Genomic DNA, 22,099 nt, shown 5'->3' on the forward strand with positions numbered 1-22,099 from the left:
GATTTTGCCGCGCATAGCTGACCTCCGGTCAAAGGGGTTGCCGTATTGGGCGCGGCATGGTCTGATTCGGGCAAAATCAACCCTTTATCGGATAACCTGTTATGTCTGAAACTTCCGCGCTTCGTGCCACCAGTGCGACGGAAAGCCGACTTGTCGGTGTGACATCTGCCTTGGCGACGGTCTTTATCTGGGCCGGTTGGCTTATTGCGACCCGCTATGCCATGACATCAAGCTTTACAGCTGTGGATATTGGTCTTTTGCGCTTTGTGGTGCCGTTTGTTCTGCTTGCCCCGATCTGGCTGAAAAAAGGCATCTGGCCCAAGGGGCTTTCGATTGCCAATGGTCTTTTGATGCTGGTCGGGTCGGGGGCGTTTTACACGCTGATGGTTGCCAGTGCGCTGAAATTCGTTCCGGCAAGCCATGTGGGCATTTTGTTGCCCGGTGTGATGGCGGTCTGGGCGGTTCTGATTGCTGTTGTGATGTTTGGCGAACGTCCGGGCAAGCTACGTTTGACCGGGTATGGTGCGGTGATTGTCGGGGTCTTGTCGCTTGTGGCGCTTAAACCGGCCGGCGAGGTCAGCAGTGACATGTTGCTGGGCTATGGCCTTGTTTCTGCCGGGGCGTTCATGTGGGCGTGCTACACCCATGCCATGCGCCAAAGTGGTCTTGGCGCGCTTGAGGCGGCGGCCTTTGTCGGTTTCTGGTCCTTTGTGATCATGGCCATCATTGCGGTCTTTACCGGTACCACGCTTGCCGATGCGCCGGTTGGCGATGTCATGATGCTGTTGACCGCCCAGGGGCTTTTGGCCGGTTGTGTTGCGGTGATTACCTATGGCCTTGCCGTGCGTCATATCGGATCAACCGGTGCGTCGGCATTCGGGGCGATGACGCCGGCCCTGACAGCACTTGGCGGTGTGATCCTGCTGGGTGAGCAGGGCAACCTTGCGCTGGCACTTGCCGTGGTGCTGGTGATCCTTGGTGTGATGATCGCATCGGGTGTCTTTCGCAAGGTCAGGGTTTAGGTCCGCTGATTGCCAACAGCGTGTTTCGCGCACCAGATGGCGTGGCAAAGCACCTTTAGCCCGGTCTAAATGATTGATTGTATTGCACACGCGAAATGTTCTTTTCGCGTGTGCAATAGTACGCTAATATTCCCTTGTGACCGGGCAATGGCGCCCGGACATTTCGATGATTGGCAGGCAACGAGGCTTGCATGACCTGTTTGGTTTCCGTGAGGGGACCGAACTGTTTCAGCCTCGGAGTTTCAAGATGCTTGCCGGTTTCATCCGTTCTGTTTCCCCCGAAAACGATCCGCAATTCCGTCGCGCGCCCGATGGTTCTGCACTGGTTGATATTTTGCGTTTGCTGCGCAAGGTCAGCACGGTCGCAGACGAGGCCAGCGCACGCAATGAGGCGATTGGCGATATCCTGAGCGCCGTTTGTGATTATTGTGCATGGCCGATCGGGCATGCCTATTTGCGATCGGGTGATGAATTGTCATCAGCGGGCATCTGGTCAATCAGTTCATCAATTTCCGGTGCAAGGATTGCCGATTTCCGGACCCAGTCCGAACAGACTGTTTTTGCCCTGGGGCAGGGACTGATCGGCAGCGTCGCGGCCAATGGCACGGCGGTCTGTATCGCGGATGTCACGCGAAAGGATGGTTTCCTGCGTGCGCCGTCTGCGGCGCGAAACGGGCTTCGGGGATGCTTTGCCCTGCCGGTCAAGCTGGCAGGCCGCACAGAAGGCGTGATCGAATTTTTCAGCCCCGACATTGCCCGGCTTGATGATGAATTGCTGGAACTTCTGGGATTTGTCGGCGGGCAGGTTGCGCGCATTCTGGAACGTGAACAGGTTTTGAAATCGCGCGAACAGCTGGCATCGGATTTTGAAAATCAGGTTCAGGGCACGGTCGGGATGCTTGGTGCGGCGGTCAGTCAGGTGCGCAGCGCGCTTGACGTTCTGGGCGACAGCCATGATCAGACGCGCAACTGCAATCAGGGGATCGCGCAGGCGGCACAAAGTGCGCTTCAGCGGATCGAAAATGTTGCCCAGCAGATGGAAACTCTGAAAAGCCAACTGGTACATGTTGGCGGCGAGGCAGCCGAAACCGTGCGCACCACCCACGAAATCGGGTGTCAGGCCCGTGACATGCGCGAAACATTTGCCACCCTCCAGGCCCGCGCCGCCGATGCGGAAAAGATGCTGTCATCGATTTCTGCGATTGCTGCACAGACCAAGATGCTGGGTCTTAATGCATCGATCGAAGCTGCGCGCGTCGGTGAGGCCGGCAAGGGCTTTGCGATTGTCGCCAAGGAGGTCAAGGCCCTTGCCGGGCAATCTGCCAGTGCAACAGACGAGATTTCGCGCTGGATGGAGCTGATGCTTGAAACCATTGCCAAGGCCGGCAATGACATCGATCAGATTGCCCTGGCGATGGATACCTTGCAGGCGCGATCCGAAACCACCGCCGCACAAACAGAAGAACAGGCCGAAATCTGTATTTCCGTCGCATCGGGGGCAACCAGTGCGGTTTCCGAAGCACGGTCGGTCGGGGACAGTGTCGAAGAAATCACCAATGCCATCGCCCATGCCGATGCGGTTGCCGGTGAACTAAGCGATGCGGCTGCAAATCTTGAAACCCAGGGAAGCGAACTTCGCACCCGGGTAGAAGGCTTTATCGGCAAGATCCTTGCGATGTGACCTGATATCTGCGTGCGCAGATGTGATCCGTCAGGCCTTTTCGTTTTCGGGGCCGGTCAGATGGGCGGTGCGCCGTGCAACCAACCGGGCAAGCGGCGCACCAAAGGCAAGGACCATGAAAAACCGGGTGGCCTGCAACACCAGAATGAATGACAGATCGACATTGGTGCTGGCAGCAATGATTGCGACCGAGTCAAGTCCACCCGGACTTGTCGCCAGATAGGCGGTCAGCGGATCAACATCCATGAAGATCACCAAAAGACCGGAAATCCCCGCACAAAAGCCGATCAGCATTATGATCGACAACAAGACCTTGGGAAAGGCATGGGCGGCGTGGCGCAAGACCGCCGGGGTGAATTTAAGTCCGATCACCCAGCCGATCATCGCATAGGTCAGGCCCAGAAACCATTCGGGCAACACGACATCGATATAGCCGCTGACATGCAGGATCATGGTGACAATGATCGGTATCAGAAGCGTGCCCGACGGCAGGCGCGATTTTTCCCCGACAAGGCAACAGATCGCTGCCAGCCCAAGCGTGATCGCAAAGCCCGGCACATCAAGCGGCGGGAACCATTGATGGGCCAATGCCGCGGCGGCGGCAACTTCGGGATCAACCCAGAAATTGGCAACACTCGATGCCACGGCAACCACGATCACCACCCGGACATATTGCATGAAGGCAACAAGACGGGCATCCGCGCCAAAGGCCTCTGCCATGATGACCATCGCGGATGCCGCCCCGGGGGATGAACCCCAGATGCCCGCCGTTCCCGGCAGAACCTGTTTGACGCACAGGATCCAGCCCAGAAAGCTGCTGGCCAGAAGCGTTATGGTTGTGACCCCGATGATCAGCGGCCAGTCCTGGACAAAGGATGTCAGGATGCCGATGGTCATTGATCCGCCAATCATCACGCCGAGCACGGATTGCGCCCCGAGATAAAGGGATTTCGGCGGTGTGATGGTGGCACCATTGGTCCCCATGACAATACCGATAATCATCGGCCCGACCAAAAGCGCGGCAGGCACATGCCAGCGATGAAGCAGCACCGAAAACACCAGCGATACCGATACCATCACCATCCACTGGACCGGCTTGGGCAATCGGCCAAGGCGTTCTTTTGATGGTATTTCGGGTGTGTGTTGCGGTTCTGATGACACGATGATTGCCTTTGCAAACAAAAGGATCGGCATATCGCGGGTGGCGCGATCTGACAGATATCGGCACAAGGGGCTTGCCGACCGGGTGGGGCAGGCAATTATAACCTTATAATCATTCGGGAATCGAGCTTTTGCAAAAGAGGTAATCTCTGCAACTGTAATTAGCTGCACTTAGCGTTACACATCGCAGCCCTGTGGTTCTTGATCTGGTCTGCAATTGACTGTCTGGAGATTGTCTGATGACGACGTATGAGATCCCGTTTCTGTTTGACGGGGATGAGAAGGCCGGTTTGACCATCGCGCTTGCACATGGTGCCGGGGCGCCGATGGACAGTCCGTTCATGAATGAAATGGCGGGGGCACTGGCTGCTGGCGGTTTGCGGGTGGCACGGTTTGAGTTTCCCTATATGGCCAAACGCCGGGAGGATGGCAAAAAGCGCGGACCCGATCGCGCGGCAGTTCTTTTGCCGTTTTTAGGCGAGGTCGTTCGTCAGCTTGGCGGGCCGGAAAACCTGGTACTCGGTGGTAAATCAATGGGCGGCCGCATGGCCAGCATGGTGGCAGATGATCTTGGGGTGGCGGGGCTTGTATGTCTTGGATATCCGTTCCATCCGCCGGGCAAACCCGAAAACCTTCGCACCGAGCATTTGGCCAGCCTTGTAACGCCCGCACTGATTTGTCACGGAACGCGCGATCCGTTTGGTAAACCTGACGAGATCGCCGGGTATGATTTGTCGAAGGCGATCGGGCTGCATTGGGTTGAGGACGGCGAACATGATTTCAAGCCGCGCAAAAGTTCCGGACGGACGCAAAGCCAGAACATTATCGAGGCGGCCGGTGTGATATCGGATTTTGCCCGAAAACTGACCTGATGATACCGGCCCGCCATTGAGTGGCGGGCCGGTTTGGGTTGCATTGATTTGGGGCGTTCAAGTCGTGCGGTTCGGCGCAAGGGGGATCAGGCCAGAATGGCCTGGGTATCATCAAGGAAGTGATGGGCATATTCCGGTGCGATTTGCCCGGTCTGGCTTGCGATATCAAGGCGCACGCCATTGGGATCAAGCAAGGCAAAATGGCGTTGTCCCCACGGTTCGTCACGGACATCCATGGCGAATTCGAACCCGGCATCGCGCAGTTCGCTGGCGGCAGTTCCCGCATCTTCGACTTCAAGACACATCACGCTGCCTTCGCCAAGGGTGGCGGCATGGAATATGGCCGGCTGGGTTTCGTGGCCCGGTTTCATCAGGCCAAGCTGAACGGACGGAAAATCCGACCAGACAAGCTGGCAATACCAGTCGCCATCAAACACCGGGGTAAAGCCAAGCTTTTTGTAAAAGGCACGGCTTTGGGTGAATTTGTCGGTGATGATGATGGGGTATGAGTTGGTAACTTTCATTGTCGTGCTCCTGACATTGGCGTTTGATCCTGTCCCGATTTCTCAATGGTTGCACATCCCTCCTGACAGGAGCCTGTCAGGAGCGGTATGATAATTTTCAGGGCAGGATGACGAAGGAGCGATCATGAGAAGGGCCGACCGATTATTTCGCCTTGTTCAAATCTTGCGCCGCCGGAAACTGTGCCGTGCGTGTGATCTGGCCGAGGAACTCGAAGTTTCCGAACGTACAATTTACCGCGACATTCGCGACCTTGCCGCATCGGGTGTTCCGGTCGAGGGCGAGGCGGGTGTCGGCTATATCCTGCGCGATGGCTATGACCTGCCGCCCCTGATGTTTGATGCCGACGAGATCGAGGCGCTGGTGGTGGCAGCCCGCATGGTGCAAAGCTGGACCGATCCGCAGATGGCGCGCGCGGCGGGGGATGCTCTGACCAAGATCGAAGCCGTCCTGCCGGAAAAAATGCGCGGTCTGATTGGCGGGGTGCCGATTGCCGTTGCCGAAATTGCACAGGAACCGATTTCGATTTCGATGCCTGATCTGAGGCGGGCCATTCGGGAACGCAACCTGATTGATATTGATTATACCGATGCCAAGGGCGACGAGACCAACCGTCGTGTCTGGCCGTTGGGGATGCTGTTTTTTGGCAGTACCTGGCTGTTGGCGTGCTGGTGCGAATTGCGCGAAGCATTCCGGGTGTTTCGGGCCGACCGTATCCGGGGCATGGAAATTTCAACCAGCAAATACCGCCCGGTTCCGGGGCGTTCTTTGCGCGATTACCTGATTTCCGAAGGTGTTGAAGGCGAAATCCTTAATGGCATCGGTCGATAACGAATTTGTTCTGACATTTGCAGAGATCCTTGCGCCTTTGGGCGCGATCCGGATCAAACGGATGTTTGGCGGGTTTGGCCTTTATTGCGACGGGGTGTTTTTTGCCATCGTTGCCGATGATGTTGCCTATCTCAAGGGGGATGAACAAACCCGCAAGGCATATGATGAGATGGGCATGGCGCCGTTTGTTGTGCCATCAGGACGCGCGCAGACACTGTCCTATTTCGAAGTGCCCGGTGAATGGATCGAGGATGGCGATCAACTGATGGCGTTTGCCCATATGGCACTTGGCGCGGCCCATCGTGCCCGGGCGATCAAGGATGCCAGGGGCAAAAGAGAGCGCAAAACTGCAAAGCGCAAAGCAATAGACAAGCCATCACACAAGCCAGTGGTCAAACCGGCCGGAAAAGGCGGCTAACGGGCCTGTCGGTGCGCAGTTTTTGTGGTACCGCCAAAACTGCTTAAAGTGGTAATTTTATAAATAAATACGCGCTTTTGGCGAGTTTGGCGATCAAGGTATGTTATCTAATATAAATTCTGTGTAGTATTTTGCTACGACAATGAAAGTATTAGGTTCCTGATCCGTGGCAGTCGGCGAGTTTGGGCAACGTGTTGCCGATATCTTCAGAATACATACAGAGAAACCGGAACTGATCCGTGCACAGGTAAGGGCCCTGTCGCGGCAGATACCGGTGCTTTACATGTTGCTGTTGGCCAATGCGGTTGCGCTGGCCTACACCCATTACGGGGTCGCACCCGACTGGCTGACGATTTACGCCATCGGCATTCTTGCGGTGGTGTGCATTATGCGCGCCATTTCATGGAGCCGGGCGGGGCTTGATGTCAGTGACATTGCGGTCTGTATCGGGCATCTGCGCAAAATACGGGTTCTGGCGGCGGCGATCGCCGTGCTTTTCACGGCATGGGCGATCACGATGTTTGGCTATGGCGACCCGTATCAGAAGGGGCATGTTGCCTATTTCATTTCGATCACCGTTGTTGGCTGCATCTTTTGTCTGGTCAATTTCCCGCCCGCCGCGATGCTGGTGGTGGTGATCGTTCTTGGCACCTTTGTCATGTTTTTCGGGCTGAGCGGCAATGAAGTCTATGTCGCGATTGCGGTGAATATGGCACTGGTGTCGGTGATGATCATTCAGATCATCCGAAGTTTTTATTCCAACTTTGCCGGTTTGATCGATACCCAGCTTGATCTTGAAGATCAGCACCAGACCACCATCGAGCTGTCGCGCCAGAATGAGGCGCTTGCACTGATTGACGCATTGACCGGCCTGTCCAATCGCCGCGCCTTCTTTGCCATGCTCGAACAAACGGTCGCGCAGGCCGGTCCCAATGACCAGTTCGCCGTTGCGATGATTGATCTGGACGGTTTCAAGCCGGTCAATGACGTGCATGGTCATCCGATCGGTGATGAGTTGCTGATCCAGGCCGGGATGCGGTTGCGCCGTATTCTTGGGGATGAAACATTGCTGGCGCGCCTTGGCGGTGATGAATTTGGCGTCATTCTGACCAAAGGCCGCGATGCCATCGAACTGATCGAACTCGGATGTGAACTGTGCAAGGCGCTAAACCGTCCATTTGTTCTAAGCAACATCACGGTTCAGGTATCCGCATCCCTTGGTTTTGCGACATATCCAAGTGTGGCGCGTAATTCGAACGGATTGTTCGAACGTGCGGATTTCGCGCTTTATCACGCCAAGAAAAACTGCCCCGGCGAACCGGTGCTATTTGCAGCCCATCATGAAACACTGATCCGTCATGATTCCCAGATCGAGCAGGCCCTGCGCAAGGCTGATCTTTCGCGGGAATTGTCGCTTCATTATCAGCCGGTCTTCAACATCAAGACCGGCCGGGTCAATTCGATTGAAGCCCTGGCACGCTGGGACAGCGAAACAATGGGCCGGGTTTCGCCCGCAACGTTTTTCCCGGTCGCCGAAAAGACCGGCCAGGTCAGTTTCCTGACCCGTGTGTTGTTTGAAAAGCTGCTTGAAGATATGGCGGGTTGGCCGGGGAATGTGCAGGTATCGTTCAATCTGTCAGCCCGCGATATTGTTTTGTCCGATACGGTTGAATGGTTGATCGAACAGATTACGCACAAGAATATCGATCCCGCGCGGCTGACATTCGAGGTTACCGAAACTGCATTCCTGCGCGATTTCGCTGCGGCACGCACCAGCATCCGTTATTTGCGCCAGCATGGGGCACGTGTCGCCCTGGATGATTTCGGGATCGGCTATTCCAGTCTGCGCTATGTGCATGAGCTGGAATTTGATGCGTTGAAGGTCGATCGCAGCTTCATCACGCCGCTTGCCAATAACGAACGCAGCCGCCGTATCGTTAAAACCGTTGTCGATATGTGTGCCAATCTTGATATCGATTGCGTGCTTGAAGGCATTGAAACCGAAAGTCAGCGCGATGCGGTCATGGCGCTTGGCGGGCGGTTGATGCAGGGTTATTTCTTTGCCCGCCCGGACCGGGAACCACGGTTGGTCGCACTTTCGGATGCGCTTCGGGCGTGAATATCCTGCCTGTGTCAGAAAAAACAACAAACGGTGTAATCGGTGCGACTCGGTTAATCTTCCCGCAACCAGATGACGTTAATCTGTTCTGAACGGGATCATTGCCATCAGGCCAAAGTGACGATGGTTCCCGGTTTTTGGCGAGAACGGGGCATCTGGCAATGTCGTCTCAGACACAGATTTCGCAGACATCTGACATCGCAATCGCGGGGGAGATTGACCTTGCCCCCGAGATCCGCACGCGTCTGCGTCAACTGATTGACAGTCTGCCAAGCCAACCGGCGCGGCTGCGCGTTTTGGGGCATGTTCTGCTTGATCTTGGTTTGGGTGAGCTTGCGCTTAATGCGTTCGGGCGGGCGTTGCTGATTGATGATCTTGATGCCGCGACCCATCTGGGACTGACCCGGGTATATATCCAGACCGGCCGTCGTGAGATCGGGCTTGAACATCTGGAAATCGCCATCAGTTTGCGTCCCGATGCCCGTGAGTTACGGGTATTGGCCGCCGATCTTCTCGGATGCCGGGACAAAATGCGGGCGCTGGATCAGTTGGGTAATGTTCTTGCGGCTGAGCCCGATCATGCCGGGGCGCGCAAGGGGCTTGCCAATCTGGTGCGCACGGTTATTGCCGGACGCATCGAAGCCAAAAAACGCGATATCGTCATGCGTGACCGGGCCGAACCGATGGTCGATCACAGCCAGTTTGTCTGGAGTGACGCCGAACCGTTTGGTGATCTGGTCCATTCATCGCTTGGACGGGCGCGTTACCATTCCTGATGCCCAAATGTCCCCTGCATCAAATGGCGCAGGGGATTGGCGTTGATTGCAACGAGACAATGGTAAAGTCGTCGGCAAGCTGAGCCGGGGCGCGGTCCATGAACTGATCGGCAATCTGGGCGGCCAGATCAATTTCCGACTTACTTTCAATAATGGTTTCACGCAGCATCGACAGCAGCTTTTCCTCGCTCAGGAACTGGCCGTCATCAAGTGTAGTTTCAATCAGCGCATCACTGTAAAGCAGCAGGAAATTGGCACCGGTAAACGGCACCTCGCGGGTTTCGTAACGTGCATTGCGCACCACGCCAAGCGGGACACCCGATCCGTCAAGATACCGTGCCTGACCGGTCAGGCTATTGCCGAGAACCGGGGATGTGCAGGCGGCACTGGCATAGGTGAACTTGCTTTCGACACGGTCGATGATCCCATAGAGCATGGTGGCATATTGCCCGATCGGCAAAAGCCCCTTGAGATGGCGGTTCAGGTTTTCAAGATATTCGCCCGGCTCCCGATCATGGAGCTGATCAGACCAGATCAGGGAATGCAGGCGGAATGTGTTCAGTGCGGCACCAAGACCATGTCCGGCGAAATCGACGATATAGACACCAAGCCGGTGTTCGTCGATCGGCATCAATCCCCACATATCGCCGCCAAGTTCCGATGACATCTGGAAAGTCGCACTGATCCGAAGCCCGTAATCAATACCGGTACCGCGGTAGTTTTCCGGGGTGGGGTTGAGGTTTTCCTGCATGTCGCGCGCCATGGTCAGTTCAGAACGCGTGCGTTCCTGATAGGCTTGCAACTGTTTGACCAGAAGCCGGTTTTCAAGATGAATGCGTGTGCGCGCGATCAGTTCCGCCTTGTTAAGCGGCTTAAGGATAAGGTCGGTCGCGCCATCATCGAAAATCCTTGTCCGGCCTTCGTTTTCTTCAAGGGCGGTCTGGGCGATGATCGGGGTTTCGGCGTAATCCGGATTGGCGCGGATGGCCTTGCACACCCCGTAACCATCAAGTTTCGGCATGATGATATCAAGGATGATCAGGTCGGGATTATGGATTTTGACCTGATCAAGTGCATCTTCGCCGTCCTTGGCAAAGACCAGATTGGTAAACCCGTCCGATCGCAGATAGGACGCGATGATTTCGCGCGACAACATCGTGTCATCGGCAATCAGAATGGTTGCATTTTGCGGGTTGCGGATATCGGTATCGGGGGCCTGGTCTTTATTACCGTCCAGTTCGGATACAAAGATATCCGATGTCGTCAGAAGGTCGGCCTTGTCCTGATCAAATTGCAGCTCGATGCTGCGCCCGCTGCGCGAAAAGCTGACGGAATGGCAAAGGCTTTTGATCAGCGGCAATCCGCGGCCAAATGTTGTTTTGCGCCCGGCCACTGCGGTTGAGCAGGAATCCGATGGCGGGGTAAAGCCATTGCCCTGATCATTGACGGTAATCACGATATGGCCGTTCTTTTTACGGCGTGCGGTCAACAGAATGACGCGTGCGCCATGCTTGCTTGACGCCAGACGGCGTTTGGTTTCTTCGCCCAGTTCGGTGAAGCTGTCCATCGACAGGTGGCCACTGGTATCGAGTTCGAGATTGCCGTGAATAAGCGAATTGGCGAAGGCTTCCTGAACCGCCATTTCAACGGTTGCCGCGATTTTTTCGGCTATCAGGCCACGATGGCGCAGGGCGGTCACGAATTTGCGCGCGACAGGTAGGTGATAGGCACTCCGCGTTGACATACAGACCGAAAGCGCATGGCTGCGCCCGCCATTTGTCGGGATCAGCGGTGCCAGATCGGCGAAATCGATTTCAGATGAACATTCAACAAACGTGTCGCAGTCCAGACGGGTCAGGCCGCCAAGCCATTCCCGTCCGACACCGGATGGCAGGAAACACACCGAAAACCGCCTGTTGTGCGAAAAGTCTTCGGGTGTTTGCCCCGTAACGCTTTTGACTGAAACACGATCCGGGGCATCCCAGAGAGCACTGCTGGCAAGGAGGGCATCAATGTCGCTTTGGGCAAGCGACTGCGCAATGGCGACCGAATGGGCGGTGCGGCTTTCTTTGCCAGCAGTCATATCTTAGTCTTCCAATTTGAACAAAGTATCGAAGCGGGCGACTTCAAGCATGCGTTTGACCTGTCCCTGTGCGCCGCGAATGACCACGGATGTGTTGGTCTTTTCGCCTTCGTCACGGGCAAGCAGCAGCATGCCAAGGCCTGCGGAATCGATGAATTCCACACCGGCAACGTCGAGGACATAGGTGTCCGAGCCGTGCGGGCGGATCTCTTCGATCAGTTTGCGAAAACTGGAATGGTCACCAAATGTAAAACGACCACTAAGTTCAACTTTTGTGGTCCCGTCGGCGGTTTCTGTCTTGTAGTTCAAAACTGGTACTCCTGGTGGCAGGTAACGGCGTAAAAACTATGCCTTTTTTAACCTTAGTCTGATTGTGTATGCTTTAGGAAGCCACTGCAAGAATGTTAGCAGTTGTGACGAACACAGCTCTATCGGTATGTTGGGCCATAGTGGCTATATCGGGACATGAACACGAAAATGCCAGATCAGGCACGCATTGTAATTGTGGAAGATACATTGTCGCTTGCGCGTGTGTATCAAGACTACCTGCGTGCGGATGGTCATCTGGTTGATCATGTGGTCAATGGCACGGACGCGATTGAACGATTGCGTCAAAACCCGCCCGATGTTCTGGTTCTTGATCTTGTTCTGCCTGACATGGACGGGCGTGACGTGCTGCGCAGTGCTGCCCAGATTTGCCCGGATTGCAAAATAGTCGTCATCACCGCGCACGGATCGGTCAATGTTGCGGTCGAAGCCATGCGCGAAGGGGCATGGGACTTTTTGTTAAAGCCGTTTACTGCCGACAAATTGCGTGAAACCGTGACCAAGGCGCTGGCCGGTGCGCCGTCCATTCCCGATGGACCTGATGTCGACCTTGCCGGGGCGGACACCGACGAGATGTATTTTGACATCATCGGCGGGTCGGACAATATGCGCGACATTTATCGCATCATTGAAAATGCCGCACCAAGCCGCGCGACCGTGTTCATTACCGGTGAATCGGGTACGGGCAAGGAACTTGCCGCCGAAGCCATTCACAGGCGATCAGAACGTTCCAAGGAACCGTTCATACCGCTGAACTGTGGTGCCATTCCCAAGGACCTGATGGAAAGCGAGATTTTCGGTCACGTCAAAGGGGCCTTTACCGGTGCGGTTTCCGACCGCGAAGGTGCGGCACACCGGGCCGAAGGCGGTACACTGTTTCTGGATGAAATCTGCGAAATGGATCTGGATCTTCAGACCAAGCTTCTGCGTTTCATCCAGACCGGCACATTCCAGAAAGTCGGTGGCAGTTCGATTGAAACAGTTGACGTGCGGTTTGTTTGTGCGACCAACCGTGATCCGCTTGAAGAAGTGCGTGCCGGGCGGTTCCGTGAAGATCTTTATTACCGTCTTCATGTGATCCCGCTTCATATGCCGCCCCTGCGCGACCGCGATAACGACATCCTTCAGATCGCCAATTTCTATCTTCAACGCTACACCCGCGAAGAAGGCCGTGACTTCGAACAGTTCAGTCCGGAAGTATCCGCCCTGTTTGCGCGCTATACCTGGCCCGGAAATATCCGGCAGCTGCAAAACATCATTCGAAATATCGTTGTTTTGAATAACGGTACCGAAGTCACCCTTGCCATGGTGCCGCGTCCGGTCAATAGCGGGACCGAGGATGACCGTTTCGGGTCTGCGACAATCGAAGCCCCGCCGCCGCATCCGGTGGTCTCGCGTGATTCCGGGGGAAATGGCCGGCTGTGGGAAGGCGATCCCGAGGCGCTGGCCTTTCTGGCCGGGGCGCGCCAGATGCGCAAGGTTGTTGAAAACCACCAGTCAGACAAAAGCAGCCAGCTTGTCGGCACCAACGGTGCATCGAATGACCGCATGAGCATGCCGTCGCAAGGTCTTGGCGCGCCGGGACTGGGGTTTGGTGAAATCCGGCCGCTTTGGCAGGTGGAAAAACAGGCGATTGAAGAAGCCATCGAACGTTGTGGCGGGTCCATTCCGCGCGCCGCCGATGCGCTTGGCGTCAGCCCATCAACGATTTACCGTAAAAAACAGTCCTGGGAAGAAAACGGTCTGTAAGACATTTGCGATCCCGACAGGTCAGAAGCGGCACAAAGCTTTGCCGTTATGAACGAACCTGCCAGTCGTCAAGTGCGCTGATCAGGCGTTGCCAGTCATCTGACGTACCGGGAAAGCCAAACCGGATCTTGGCGCCGTCGTGATCAAACAGCCGGACCAGAATGGCGCGCCGCGCCAGATGATCGGCCAGTTCGGCACAATCGCCGCCATCATAATATCGAAACAGATCGGACGCCCCGCAAAGGGCAAGCGACGTTTTGGTCGTAACTTCCCGATCCAGTCGCAGACCATCGGCATGCAGACGTTGTCTGGTTCCTTGCTGCCAGTCTGTATCGGCAAATGCCCGGGTGGCAATTGTCATTGTCGGGCCGGGAATGGCCCATGGGCCAATGCGTTCGCTTAGCGATGTGACCAGATCGGGGGCCATGACAACACACCCCAACCGAATACCGGCCAGTCCGAAAAACTTGCCAAAGGAACGCAGCACCAATGTATGGGGCATATCAGCGATCATCGGGCAGACCGACTGATCGGGCTGACAATCCATAAAGGCTTCATCAATGATCAGCCAGCTATCGGCCTGCCGGGCAAGCCGGGATAGTTCGCAGATATCCTGTACCGGGATAAGGCCGCCATCGGGATTGTTCGGATTGACAATGATGATGACAGTGCCCGGACCTGCCGATGCAAGCAGATGTTTTGCATGATCAAGACGCGCATCGGCCGCGGTTTCATGGATATGGCAGATGTGACCGGCCCGGTCCCAGCAACGCGCATGTTCGCCATAGGTTGGCCCCATGATATGCACGGCAGACACATCGACATGATCCCTGATCCAGAACGGGATGGTCTGGATCAGCGCCTGGGTCCCCGGTGCGCAGGCAAGATAGGCCGGATCGGGGATGCCGTAATATGCACAGGCAGCATCCCCAAGGGCTGCCAGTTCGGATGCCAGTGGCAGGCGTTGCCACTGAATGGCGGGGATGACATCAACCTGATAGGGACAGGGATTGATCCCGGTGGACAGATCAAGCCATTCTTCGGCCGGAATGCCGTATTTGCGTGCAGCAGCATCAATGGCGCCACCATGATTGATGGGCGCGGCCGTCCGGGATGATGTCATGTTGGGTGCCATTGAAAGAGCCAAACTCGTTTTTGAACGGGCAAACCAGTGCCACAGACCGTTTTGCCATGGCCGAACGGGACTTGCCAATAGGGCGGGTGCTGCGTATCGTCCGGCCACCTTCAATACCGGACATTTGTCGATGATCACACCGAAAAACGCCATGCAGCCCGAACAGTGGCAAAAGCTTAATCCGCAATTGTCGATTTCTGATGGCGCACCAATCGGTCACGCGATTGAGGAAATCGGGGCGCGTGAAGGCGGCTTTGATGGTGGTGTGCTTTCAGACCGTTTCTGGGACGAGGGATATTTCCTGATCGAGGATGTTCTGCCGGTTGCCGAACTTGCCAAATTGCGTGACGGGATCGAAACCCTTGTTGCCAACGGCATGTCGCCCGCGCTGATCTATCTGTATGACGAGGCATGGCAGGTGTTTTTGCGCCTGCGCCCGTTACTTAGTCATTTTCTGGGCGACCGGATTGCTTTGTTGCCGCATTTCTGGGCCTGGCATGTTGATCCGGGCGAAGGCGGGCGCGGCTGGCCGCCCCATCGCGATTATCAGGGCGAAAGCGTCATTGGCGATGACATGCTGATCAGTCTTTCACTGTGGGTGCCACTGAGCAAGGCAAGCCCGGAAAACGGCTGTATGTACGTATTGCCGCGTTGTTTCGAAAGGTGTTATGGTGCGCCGGTAATGAGGCCACAAGACGTTTTGTTGCAGGATGTCAGGGCGTTACCGGCTGAACCCGGGGCGGTGATGGGATGGCGGCAGGATTTGTATCATTGGGGTGGCCGGGCCAGCAAACATGCCACCGAACCACGGATTAGTCTTTCGCTGGAATTCCAGAATGCGGCCTTTGACCCGCTTGCCGAGGAGCTTCTTAGTCTTGAATGTCCGCCGGCCTTTGACAAACGGCTTGTGCTGATTGCAAGCCAGTTCGAAAAATACCGGCATATGCAGGCCATAGACGACGCCACGGTAAACTGGGCGAAAGCGGTGCTGGAACATGCATCATGATGCCGCGGGGATGCGGTATTGATGTGGGGTGGTGATCCGGTTCATGGTCGGATGCAGTATCAATAATGTAGCGTCCCGGATATCGGGGATGTGTACGGTCTGAAACCACGACTTGTGACGAAAGATACATGAATGGATCTGATCGATAAAAGCCGGTTCGCAGAAGTCAGTTCAGCATTGGGCAAAGAACATTTTGGGATGCTGGTCGGGTTGCTGAGCTCATCCTATCAGGAAGAACGCGCGCGACTGGTGAGTGCGGCAAGCAATCATGACAGCAAAGCCCTGCACGAAGCGGCCCACACCATCAAGGGGATGGCGGCAAATATGGCAGCAGCCAAACTTGCCGAAGAAGCCCGCCGCCTTGAAGGATATGACGGCGCCTTTGGCGACGAGATCACTGCAAGGATTGCCGAACTCGACAAGACGGCCGATGACACGGTCGCAGCCATGAAGGCCGAACTTGGCCTGATCTAGGTCTGATCCCAGCCTGATAAAGATGGCGCGGGGGCGCCAATGTCAGATCGGTGTCAGACCGATATCAGATCGGCATAGCGACTGGACAGAAAACGCAAAGGGCAACCCGATACAGGTTGCCCTTTGTTTGCATGATCAGCGCGTGATCAGATCAAGGCCATGGCGCGATACGCTGTCATTGCCGGTTTCGGTGACAATGACCGAATGGCCCGGACACATGGCAATCCCGCTTTCGCTGTCCATCAGGATCATATGCAGGAAGAATACCATGCCCGGTTCGGCAATCACCGGGTTGCCGTGATAGAACATCGGCCAGTCCATCCAGTTCGGGGCAAAGGTCGTGCCCATCGAATAGCCACAGGCATTGAGCCGGTGGGCGCGCATTCCGGCCTTATCACAGACCTTGGCATAGGCATCAAACACCTTGCCGATCGGTTCGCCGGGGCGAAGTGCCTCGCGGCAGGCAACCAGCGCATCGGTTGCGACCTTGTGCATTTCAATATGCCGGGGCAGGGCTTTGCCAACCGGGATGGTGCGCATCATCGCCGCATGATAGTGCCGATAGGCACCCGCCCATTCCAAAGTGATCTGGTCGGTCTGGGCGATATGTTTGCGCCCGGTGAAATACCGGCACAACAAGGCATCGCGCCCGGCACCGATAATGAATTCATTGCCCGGATAATCCCCGCCGCCTGCGAAAATAGCGCCCTGCATAGCCGCCAGAATATCGCCTTCGAATGCGCCGGGATGAACCGTATCAAGCGCAGCATCCCATGCGTCATCAGCCAATTCGGCAGCCTTGCGGATATAATCAAGTTCGGCCGGGCTTTTGACGACGCGCAATTCGGAAACCAGTCCCGATGCATCTTTAAGCGTGCAAAAGCCGTCCAGCGCGGTTTCAAGCTTTTTGCCATTGGCCGCGGTCAGGCCATAGGCCTCATACTCGACACCAAGGGTTTTGCCGCCACAGCCGAATTCAGCCAGCATGTCGCGCAACTGGAAGGCCGGATTGACGTCAGGGCCATCGACCCAGATGCGGATATCGTCGATATCGGATGTATGTTGCGCCTGTCGCAGATCTGGTGCCCGCGTAATTAGCGCAACCCGACCGTCAACACCAAGATACAGGCACTGGAAAAACACATAGCCGAATGTGTCATACCCGGTCAGGTAAAACATGCTTTCCTGACGGAACATCAACAGCCCGTCGAGACCGGCCTTTTCGAGTTTTTCAATTGTTCGTGCGCGGCGGTTTGCCAGTTCCTGGCGTTCAAAATGCAATGCCATATGACACATCCCTGATCAGTGTTTTGTTCGATGCTATCAGAGATTTCGGGGCCCCCCAACAGAAATGACATTTCAACAGCAAAGTGACGATAAAATGTAATTGTGGAAATGTTCCCGATACTTATTTTTCGTTCCATATCAGGGGTATGCCGCACATTTCCGGGAAAAACCGGGGAGGGGGAATAGAAATTCTTCCAAACTCTCCTACATGAATTGTTACGGCACTTTTACAGTTTCGGGGGAAAGCACTGTGCCGAGATCGCTTGGACCGTCCCATAAAGGAGGCAAGAGTGGCGAGCTTTAACAGACTCTCGAAGTCAGAACGGGAAACATCCACGTTTCGTCCCTATAGAAAGCCGGACTTCAACAAATGGCGCCGGGATGATCTTTATCATCTTGCTCAGCAGCAAGGGATCGAAGATCGCGCCAACATGTCCAACGAGGAACTTGCCCGTGCACTGAGCCGTGCACAATCGGGTTCCCCGTAAGAGTCCCGCCCTTTAACGTCAAAATCGCGTACTGTCAGGCTGTTTCAGCCTGTTTCGTGCGGTGGACAAGATGATTATTCATCTATCCGCCGACAGTACCGTTTTGACGGTTTGTCATGTGCAAACAACAACTTGGATGGACTGCCAGATCAGGAAGATGTGGCAGTCATCATAATATTATAGGTATTCTAAATTAAATTCGCGCAGATCATTTGACCTTTGAAGCGAAATTCACTATCCGGTCGTATGGATTGCTGAAATACGGTTTTGGCTGTGGCAGCGTTTCTTCGGGGAATGAGAAGTGCATAGGTTGTTTTGGGCTCTGCTTGGGGTCGGTTTATTGTGTGTTGTGGCAGCGCCATTAAAAACAAACGCACAACAAAATGGGGATCAGTCCGACCACATTCGTGTGGCCTTTATCAATCCGGGCTATGGTGATCGCGGGTTCTGGAAAGATGTTCGCGACACCATGCAGGCCGCAGCCGATCAGTTCGGCTATGAGCTGACGGTTTTTGACAGTGATCGTGACTGGAAAATGATGGTCGAAAGTGCCGAGCAGGCCTTTGCCATGCAACCACCCCCCGATTACATCATCGCGGTCAATGAACATCAGCAAGGAACGCGCATCGTGCTCGAAGCCGAAAAGCGCGGCATTCCGGTGATCATGCTGCTGAATGATCTTACCCAGGAACAGAAATACACCTATGGCACCCCGCGCAAGGATATCAAAAACTGGATCCTGACGCTGACACCCGATAACGAACGCGCGGGCTATGATATTGCCCAGTCGCTGATTGATGGCGCGCGCCTGGCACAAGGGGACGCGATGCCCCAGACACTGTGTCTGTTGTCAATTGCCGGGGACCGCAACACCCCGGCATCCTTGCAACGCCTTAAGGGGCTTGATCACGCACTTAGCCGCTATCCGGTGTTGCGCGAACAGCGCCGTATCGTTGCAAACTGGTCATATGACGAAGCGTTCCGCCAGACCGAGGCGTGGATAAAGCGTGGCGGCTGCATTGATGCGGTATGGGCGGCAAACGATAATATCGCCCTTGGCGCGATCGCCGCATTGAAAGAAGCTGGGCGGGTTCCTGGCAAGGATGTTTTTGTTGGTGGCCTTAACTGGTCAACAGAAGGCCTCGATGCCGTAACCGATGGCGAGATGACGCTGACCCATGGCGGGCATTTTTTTGCCGGTGCCTGGGTGATGGTTTTGTTGCACGATTACGTTAATGGCGTTGAATTTCTGAAAGACCATCCCGAAATAACGTTTAGAATGGAAGCTGTTACGCGCGAAAATATGGCTGACTTTAATGACATATTGTTCACGCGCGACTGGGATAAAGTTGATTTTTCCCGGTTTAGTCTTGTCAACGCGCCCGTGGGGGCAGAATATCGGTTTGGGCTTTTGTCGCACGACAAAGAACATAATTAACTGAAAGCCCAAAAATCAGGACCACTTAAAAGTGAGGGAATGCAGGCTTGGCTAGGCAATCGGACGAAGATGATAACGATGTGCTGGCCAGCCTGAAACTGGGAAGTACAATTGCCGCCCGGCAATTGAAATATTCCCTGTTGCTTGCTGTCGGTCTTGGTTTTCTGATCGTTGCATTTCGCGGATATCAGGATTATCGCTGGCTTGCCGAGATCTATCAGCAGGGCAATCAGCGCGTGACCGCATCCAACGTGCCGGTCGCTGTGCAGGCACTTCAGAAACGTGACCTTGACCTTGCCGATGTGATGGTTGGCGGCATGATGAGCCAGCGGTCCATTCAGCGCGTCACATTGATGACATCCGACGGTGATGTTTTTTATGAAAGACGCCGCGCGGCGGGGGAAATTCCGACGACTCATTGGGCCGAAGAACTGTTTGGCGGTTTGCAAACCATCAGCGTGCCTGTGCGCGACCCTGATGTCGAACCCGCCACCGTCATGGGCGAAATGATCATTGAATTCAGCCCGCAGGTTTTTGTCACCGCCCTGTTTTCACGTCTGTCCTGGTCATTCCTTGCGACCATGATACTGGCAGTATTGATGGCCATCGTCTTTGCGGGCCTGAGCTATTATATCTTTTCGCGGCCTCTGGTGCGTCTTGGCAATTATCTGGTTAAATCCGACCCGACCGATGAGTCCAAGCCGATGGAGATGCCGCCATATCACCGGCATGATGATGAAATCCAGTTGCTGGGGTCTGTCACGGTCGGTCTGTTTGGCATGATCCGCGGGCAACTGGGGCAACTGCGCAAGGCACGCGACGAACTGCTTGATGCCAATGTCAATCTTGAGGCCCGCGTCGCTGCGCGAACCGAAGAATTGAATGCGGCAATGAAAAAGCTCGAAGTGCTGGCCTCGACCGATCCGCTGACCGGTTTGCCAAACCGCCGGTCCTATCTGGCGCGGTTTGAAGAAGCGATTTCTGTCTGGCGTCGCCGCGACACGCCGGTTTCGATCATTCTGCTCGATATTGACCGCTTCAAGGCGTTTAACGACACACACGGGCATCAGGCCGGTGATGCGGTTCTGGTCGAACTGGCCAAAGTGATGCAGTCAAACCTGCGCGACATTGATCTGCCGGCCCGAATGGGCGGTGAAGAATTCGCCGTTCTGTTACCCGGCGAAGAAATCGAAGGGGCGATGAAGCTGGCAGAACGTCTGCGCGGGGCCTTTGAAAAGGCTGTTGTTGCTTTTGGCGGCCATGATCTGCACTTCACGGCAAGTTTCGGGATTGCGGGGCTTCCGTCATCTGCCGGCATGGCGAACCTTGATCACGAAACAACCATGCATATCGACGGGCTTAAAAGCTGGGACAGTGGCGATATATCGGCTGTGATGTATTCGCTGGCGGACAGTGCGCTGTATGATGCCAAGAAAAATGGCCGAAATCGTTGCGAACCCTGCGATTTCAAACAGATCCCCGAACATTCAAACCTGTCGGTTTCCGAAACCTGATTGCAGAATGTCGATGAAGTTGACGGGCGGCCTAGTTCCGGCCGTCATCATTCCCCTGTCGGGATATGCGAATGTCGCGGTGGATCGAAACACTCATCAACAGTCCGAAACTGACCAGAATGGTCATCATCACGGTGCCGCCATACGACACCAGTGGCAATGGCACGCCGACCACCGGGATCAGCCCCATCACCATCGCGATATTGATGAAGACATACAGGAAGAAGGTCGATGTCACCCCGATCGCAACCAGACGCCCGAACTGGTTGCGACAACGCAGCGCAATCACATAGCCATAGGTAATGACCAGCGCATAAAGAGCCAGCAGCGCCAGACCACCGACAAGACCGAACTCCTCACCCAGCATGGTAAAGATAAAGTCGGTCTGCTTTTCCGGCAGGAAGTTCAGATGGCTTTGCGACCCCAGCATGAAGCCTTTGCCAAACAGTCCGCCAGACCCCAGTGCAATCTTTGACTGGGTAATGTGATAGCCCGCACCCAGCGGATCATTTTCCGGATTAAGAAACGTCAGAACGCGGTTCTTCTGATAATCGCGCAGGAACTGCCAGCCAATCGGGATCGCGGCAAGCGCACTGCCAAGAATAAGGGCAAATTTCCACATCCGGACACCGGCCAGCCAGAAAATCACACCACCCCCGGCAATCAGCAAAAGTGCCGTTCCAAGGTCTGGCTGGCGCAACACCAGTGCCGCCGGGGCCAGCACCATCAAAAGTGGCGGGATCAAAAGGGTAATCCGGCCGGAATCTTCGACCGTCAGACCGTGGAAATACCGAGCCAAAGCCAGCACCAGCGAGATTTTCATCAATTCCGAAGGTTGCAACTGGAAGAAACCAAGATTGATCCAGCGTTGCGCACCCATGCCAATATCACCCTTGATTTCGACACCAACCAGCAAAACCAGTGCAACGAAATAGGAAAAATAGGCCAGTTTTAGCCAGACACGGATATCGGTTACCGCAATCACGATCATCAGGGCCGACCCGACCGCAAAACGCATCATCTGGCGTTCGGCCCATGGTTGGAACGATCCATTGGCCGCGGAATAAAGCATGGCAAAGCCGATCCCCGACAATGCCGCGATCAACAGAACCAGTGTCCAGTTCAACAGCAACAGTCGCCGTCCGATCGGCACATAGTCCGGATCTTCACCAATGCGATATTTGCTCATGGCCATG

Annotated in this window: 20 protein-coding genes; 13 read left to right on the forward strand and 7 right to left on the reverse strand. The window is 55.3% G+C overall.

What is annotated here, in order from left to right; all coding sequences use genetic code 11:
* Window positions 1-101: 101 nt before the first annotated feature.
* Window positions 102-1,022, forward strand: coding sequence for a DMT family transporter (locus CU041_RS17435; protein ID WP_101247867.1), 921 nt, complete (start codon window positions 102-104; stop codon window positions 1,020-1,022).
* Window positions 1,023-1,269: 247 nt separating this feature from the next.
* Entirely contained in the window at window positions 1,270-2,703 is a 1,434-nt protein-coding gene (locus tag CU041_RS17440; protein WP_170310294.1) for a methyl-accepting chemotaxis protein, read from the forward strand.
* A 30-nt stretch (window positions 2,704-2,733) separates the two neighbouring features.
* Here CU041_RS17440 and CU041_RS17445 read toward each other — a convergent pair whose 3' ends face one another.
* Window positions 2,734-3,864 (reverse strand): AbrB family transcriptional regulator, encoded by a 1,131-nt coding sequence (locus CU041_RS17445; RefSeq protein ID WP_233433160.1) that lies wholly within the window; start codon window positions 3,862-3,864, stop codon window positions 2,734-2,736.
* Window positions 3,865-4,103: 239 nt separating this feature from the next.
* Between CU041_RS17445 and CU041_RS17450 the strand changes: the two genes are divergently transcribed.
* Window positions 4,104-4,736 (forward strand): alpha/beta family hydrolase, encoded by a 633-nt coding sequence (locus tag CU041_RS17450; RefSeq protein WP_101247869.1) that lies wholly within the window; start codon window positions 4,104-4,106, stop codon window positions 4,734-4,736.
* A gap of 86 nt (window positions 4,737-4,822) precedes the next feature.
* On the opposite strand, the gene CU041_RS17455 is transcribed toward CU041_RS17450, so the two are convergent.
* On the reverse strand, window positions 4,823-5,260 hold the full coding sequence (locus tag CU041_RS17455) for a VOC family protein (protein ID WP_068517092.1): 438 nt from the start codon (window positions 5,258-5,260) through the stop codon (window positions 4,823-4,825).
* A gap of 124 nt (window positions 5,261-5,384) precedes the next feature.
* Here CU041_RS17455 and CU041_RS17460 point away from each other — a divergent pair, with 124 nt between their 5' ends.
* The 4 genes from CU041_RS17460 to CU041_RS17475 all read left to right on the forward strand — a co-directional run bounded on the left by CU041_RS17460 (window position 5,385) and on the right by CU041_RS17475 (window position 9,402).
* Window positions 5,385-6,089 (forward strand): helix-turn-helix transcriptional regulator, encoded by a 705-nt coding sequence (locus CU041_RS17460; protein ID WP_101247870.1) that lies wholly within the window; start codon window positions 5,385-5,387, stop codon window positions 6,087-6,089.
* Window positions 6,073-6,507, forward strand: a complete 435-nt coding sequence (locus CU041_RS17465) for a TfoX/Sxy family protein (protein ID WP_101247871.1) — start codon at window positions 6,073-6,075, stop codon at window positions 6,505-6,507. The genes CU041_RS17460 and CU041_RS17465 overlap by 17 nt, the downstream gene beginning before the upstream one ends.
* 166 nt (window positions 6,508-6,673) lie before the next feature.
* Window positions 6,674-8,626, forward strand: a complete 1,953-nt coding sequence (locus tag CU041_RS17470) for a putative bifunctional diguanylate cyclase/phosphodiesterase (protein WP_233433161.1) — start codon at window positions 6,674-6,676, stop codon at window positions 8,624-8,626.
* Window positions 8,627-8,787: 161 nt separating this feature from the next.
* Window positions 8,788-9,402 (forward strand): hypothetical protein, encoded by a 615-nt coding sequence (locus tag CU041_RS17475; protein ID WP_101247872.1) that lies wholly within the window; start codon window positions 8,788-8,790, stop codon window positions 9,400-9,402.
* Between the two features lie 19 nt (window positions 9,403-9,421).
* On the opposite strand, the gene CU041_RS17480 is transcribed toward CU041_RS17475, so the two are convergent.
* Window positions 9,422-11,485: a SpoIIE family protein phosphatase gene (locus tag CU041_RS17480; protein WP_101247873.1), complete on the reverse strand. Its 2,064-nt coding sequence runs from the start codon at window positions 11,483-11,485 to the stop codon at window positions 9,422-9,424.
* 3 nt (window positions 11,486-11,488) lie between these two features.
* Window positions 11,489-11,794 carry an STAS domain-containing protein gene (locus CU041_RS17485; protein WP_101247874.1) on the reverse strand — a complete coding sequence of 102 codons (306 nt, stop codon included), beginning with the start codon at window positions 11,792-11,794 and terminating at the stop codon, window positions 11,489-11,491.
* Between the two features lie 168 nt (window positions 11,795-11,962).
* Between CU041_RS17485 and CU041_RS17490 the strand changes: the two genes are divergently transcribed.
* Window positions 11,963-13,561 carry a sigma-54-dependent transcriptional regulator gene (locus CU041_RS17490; protein WP_101247938.1) on the forward strand — a complete coding sequence of 533 codons (1,599 nt, stop codon included), beginning with the start codon at window positions 11,963-11,965 and terminating at the stop codon, window positions 13,559-13,561.
* A gap of 46 nt (window positions 13,562-13,607) precedes the next feature.
* Here CU041_RS17490 and cobD read toward each other — a convergent pair whose 3' ends face one another.
* Complete coding sequence (gene cobD / locus CU041_RS17495) at window positions 13,608-14,684, reverse strand: threonine-phosphate decarboxylase CobD (RefSeq protein WP_233433162.1); 1,077 nt, start codon at window positions 14,682-14,684, stop codon at window positions 13,608-13,610.
* A gap of 142 nt (window positions 14,685-14,826) precedes the next feature.
* Between cobD and CU041_RS17500 the strand changes: the two genes are divergently transcribed.
* Entirely contained in the window at window positions 14,827-15,702 is an 876-nt protein-coding gene (locus CU041_RS17500; protein ID WP_101247939.1) for a phytanoyl-CoA dioxygenase family protein, read from the forward strand.
* A 132-nt stretch (window positions 15,703-15,834) separates the two neighbouring features.
* Window positions 15,835-16,176 carry an Hpt domain-containing protein gene (locus CU041_RS17505; protein ID WP_101247876.1) on the forward strand — a complete coding sequence of 114 codons (342 nt, stop codon included), beginning with the start codon at window positions 15,835-15,837 and terminating at the stop codon, window positions 16,174-16,176.
* A gap of 135 nt (window positions 16,177-16,311) precedes the next feature.
* Here the strand turns inward: CU041_RS17505 and CU041_RS17510 are convergent, their stop codons facing one another.
* Window positions 16,312-17,463: a M24 family metallopeptidase gene (locus tag CU041_RS17510; RefSeq protein ID WP_101247877.1), complete on the reverse strand. Its 1,152-nt coding sequence runs from the start codon at window positions 17,461-17,463 to the stop codon at window positions 16,312-16,314.
* Window positions 17,464-17,753: 290 nt separating this feature from the next.
* Here CU041_RS17510 and CU041_RS17515 point away from each other — a divergent pair, with 290 nt between their 5' ends.
* The 3 genes from CU041_RS17515 (at window position 17,754) to CU041_RS17525 (ending at window position 20,903) form a co-directional block, all read left to right on the forward strand.
* Complete coding sequence (locus CU041_RS17515; RefSeq protein ID WP_082817667.1) at window positions 17,754-17,951, forward strand: hypothetical protein; 198 nt, start codon at window positions 17,754-17,756, stop codon at window positions 17,949-17,951.
* 409 nt (window positions 17,952-18,360) lie between these two features.
* Window positions 18,361-19,389, forward strand: coding sequence for an ABC transporter substrate-binding protein (locus CU041_RS17520; protein ID WP_233433163.1), 1,029 nt, complete (start codon window positions 18,361-18,363; stop codon window positions 19,387-19,389).
* 47 nt (window positions 19,390-19,436) lie between these two features.
* Window positions 19,437-20,903 (forward strand): GGDEF domain-containing protein, encoded by a 1,467-nt coding sequence (locus tag CU041_RS17525; protein WP_101247878.1) that lies wholly within the window; start codon window positions 19,437-19,439, stop codon window positions 20,901-20,903.
* Between the two features lie 31 nt (window positions 20,904-20,934).
* On the opposite strand, the gene rodA is transcribed toward CU041_RS17525, so the two are convergent.
* Window positions 20,935-22,098: a rod shape-determining protein RodA gene (gene rodA / locus CU041_RS17530; protein ID WP_068517103.1), complete on the reverse strand. Its 1,164-nt coding sequence runs from the start codon at window positions 22,096-22,098 to the stop codon at window positions 20,935-20,937.
* Window position 22,099: the final 1 nt, after the last annotated feature.

This window comes from Thalassospira povalilytica (assembly GCF_002844235.1).
Taxonomy (GTDB): Bacteria; Pseudomonadota; Alphaproteobacteria; order Rhodospirillales; family Thalassospiraceae; genus Thalassospira; species Thalassospira povalilytica.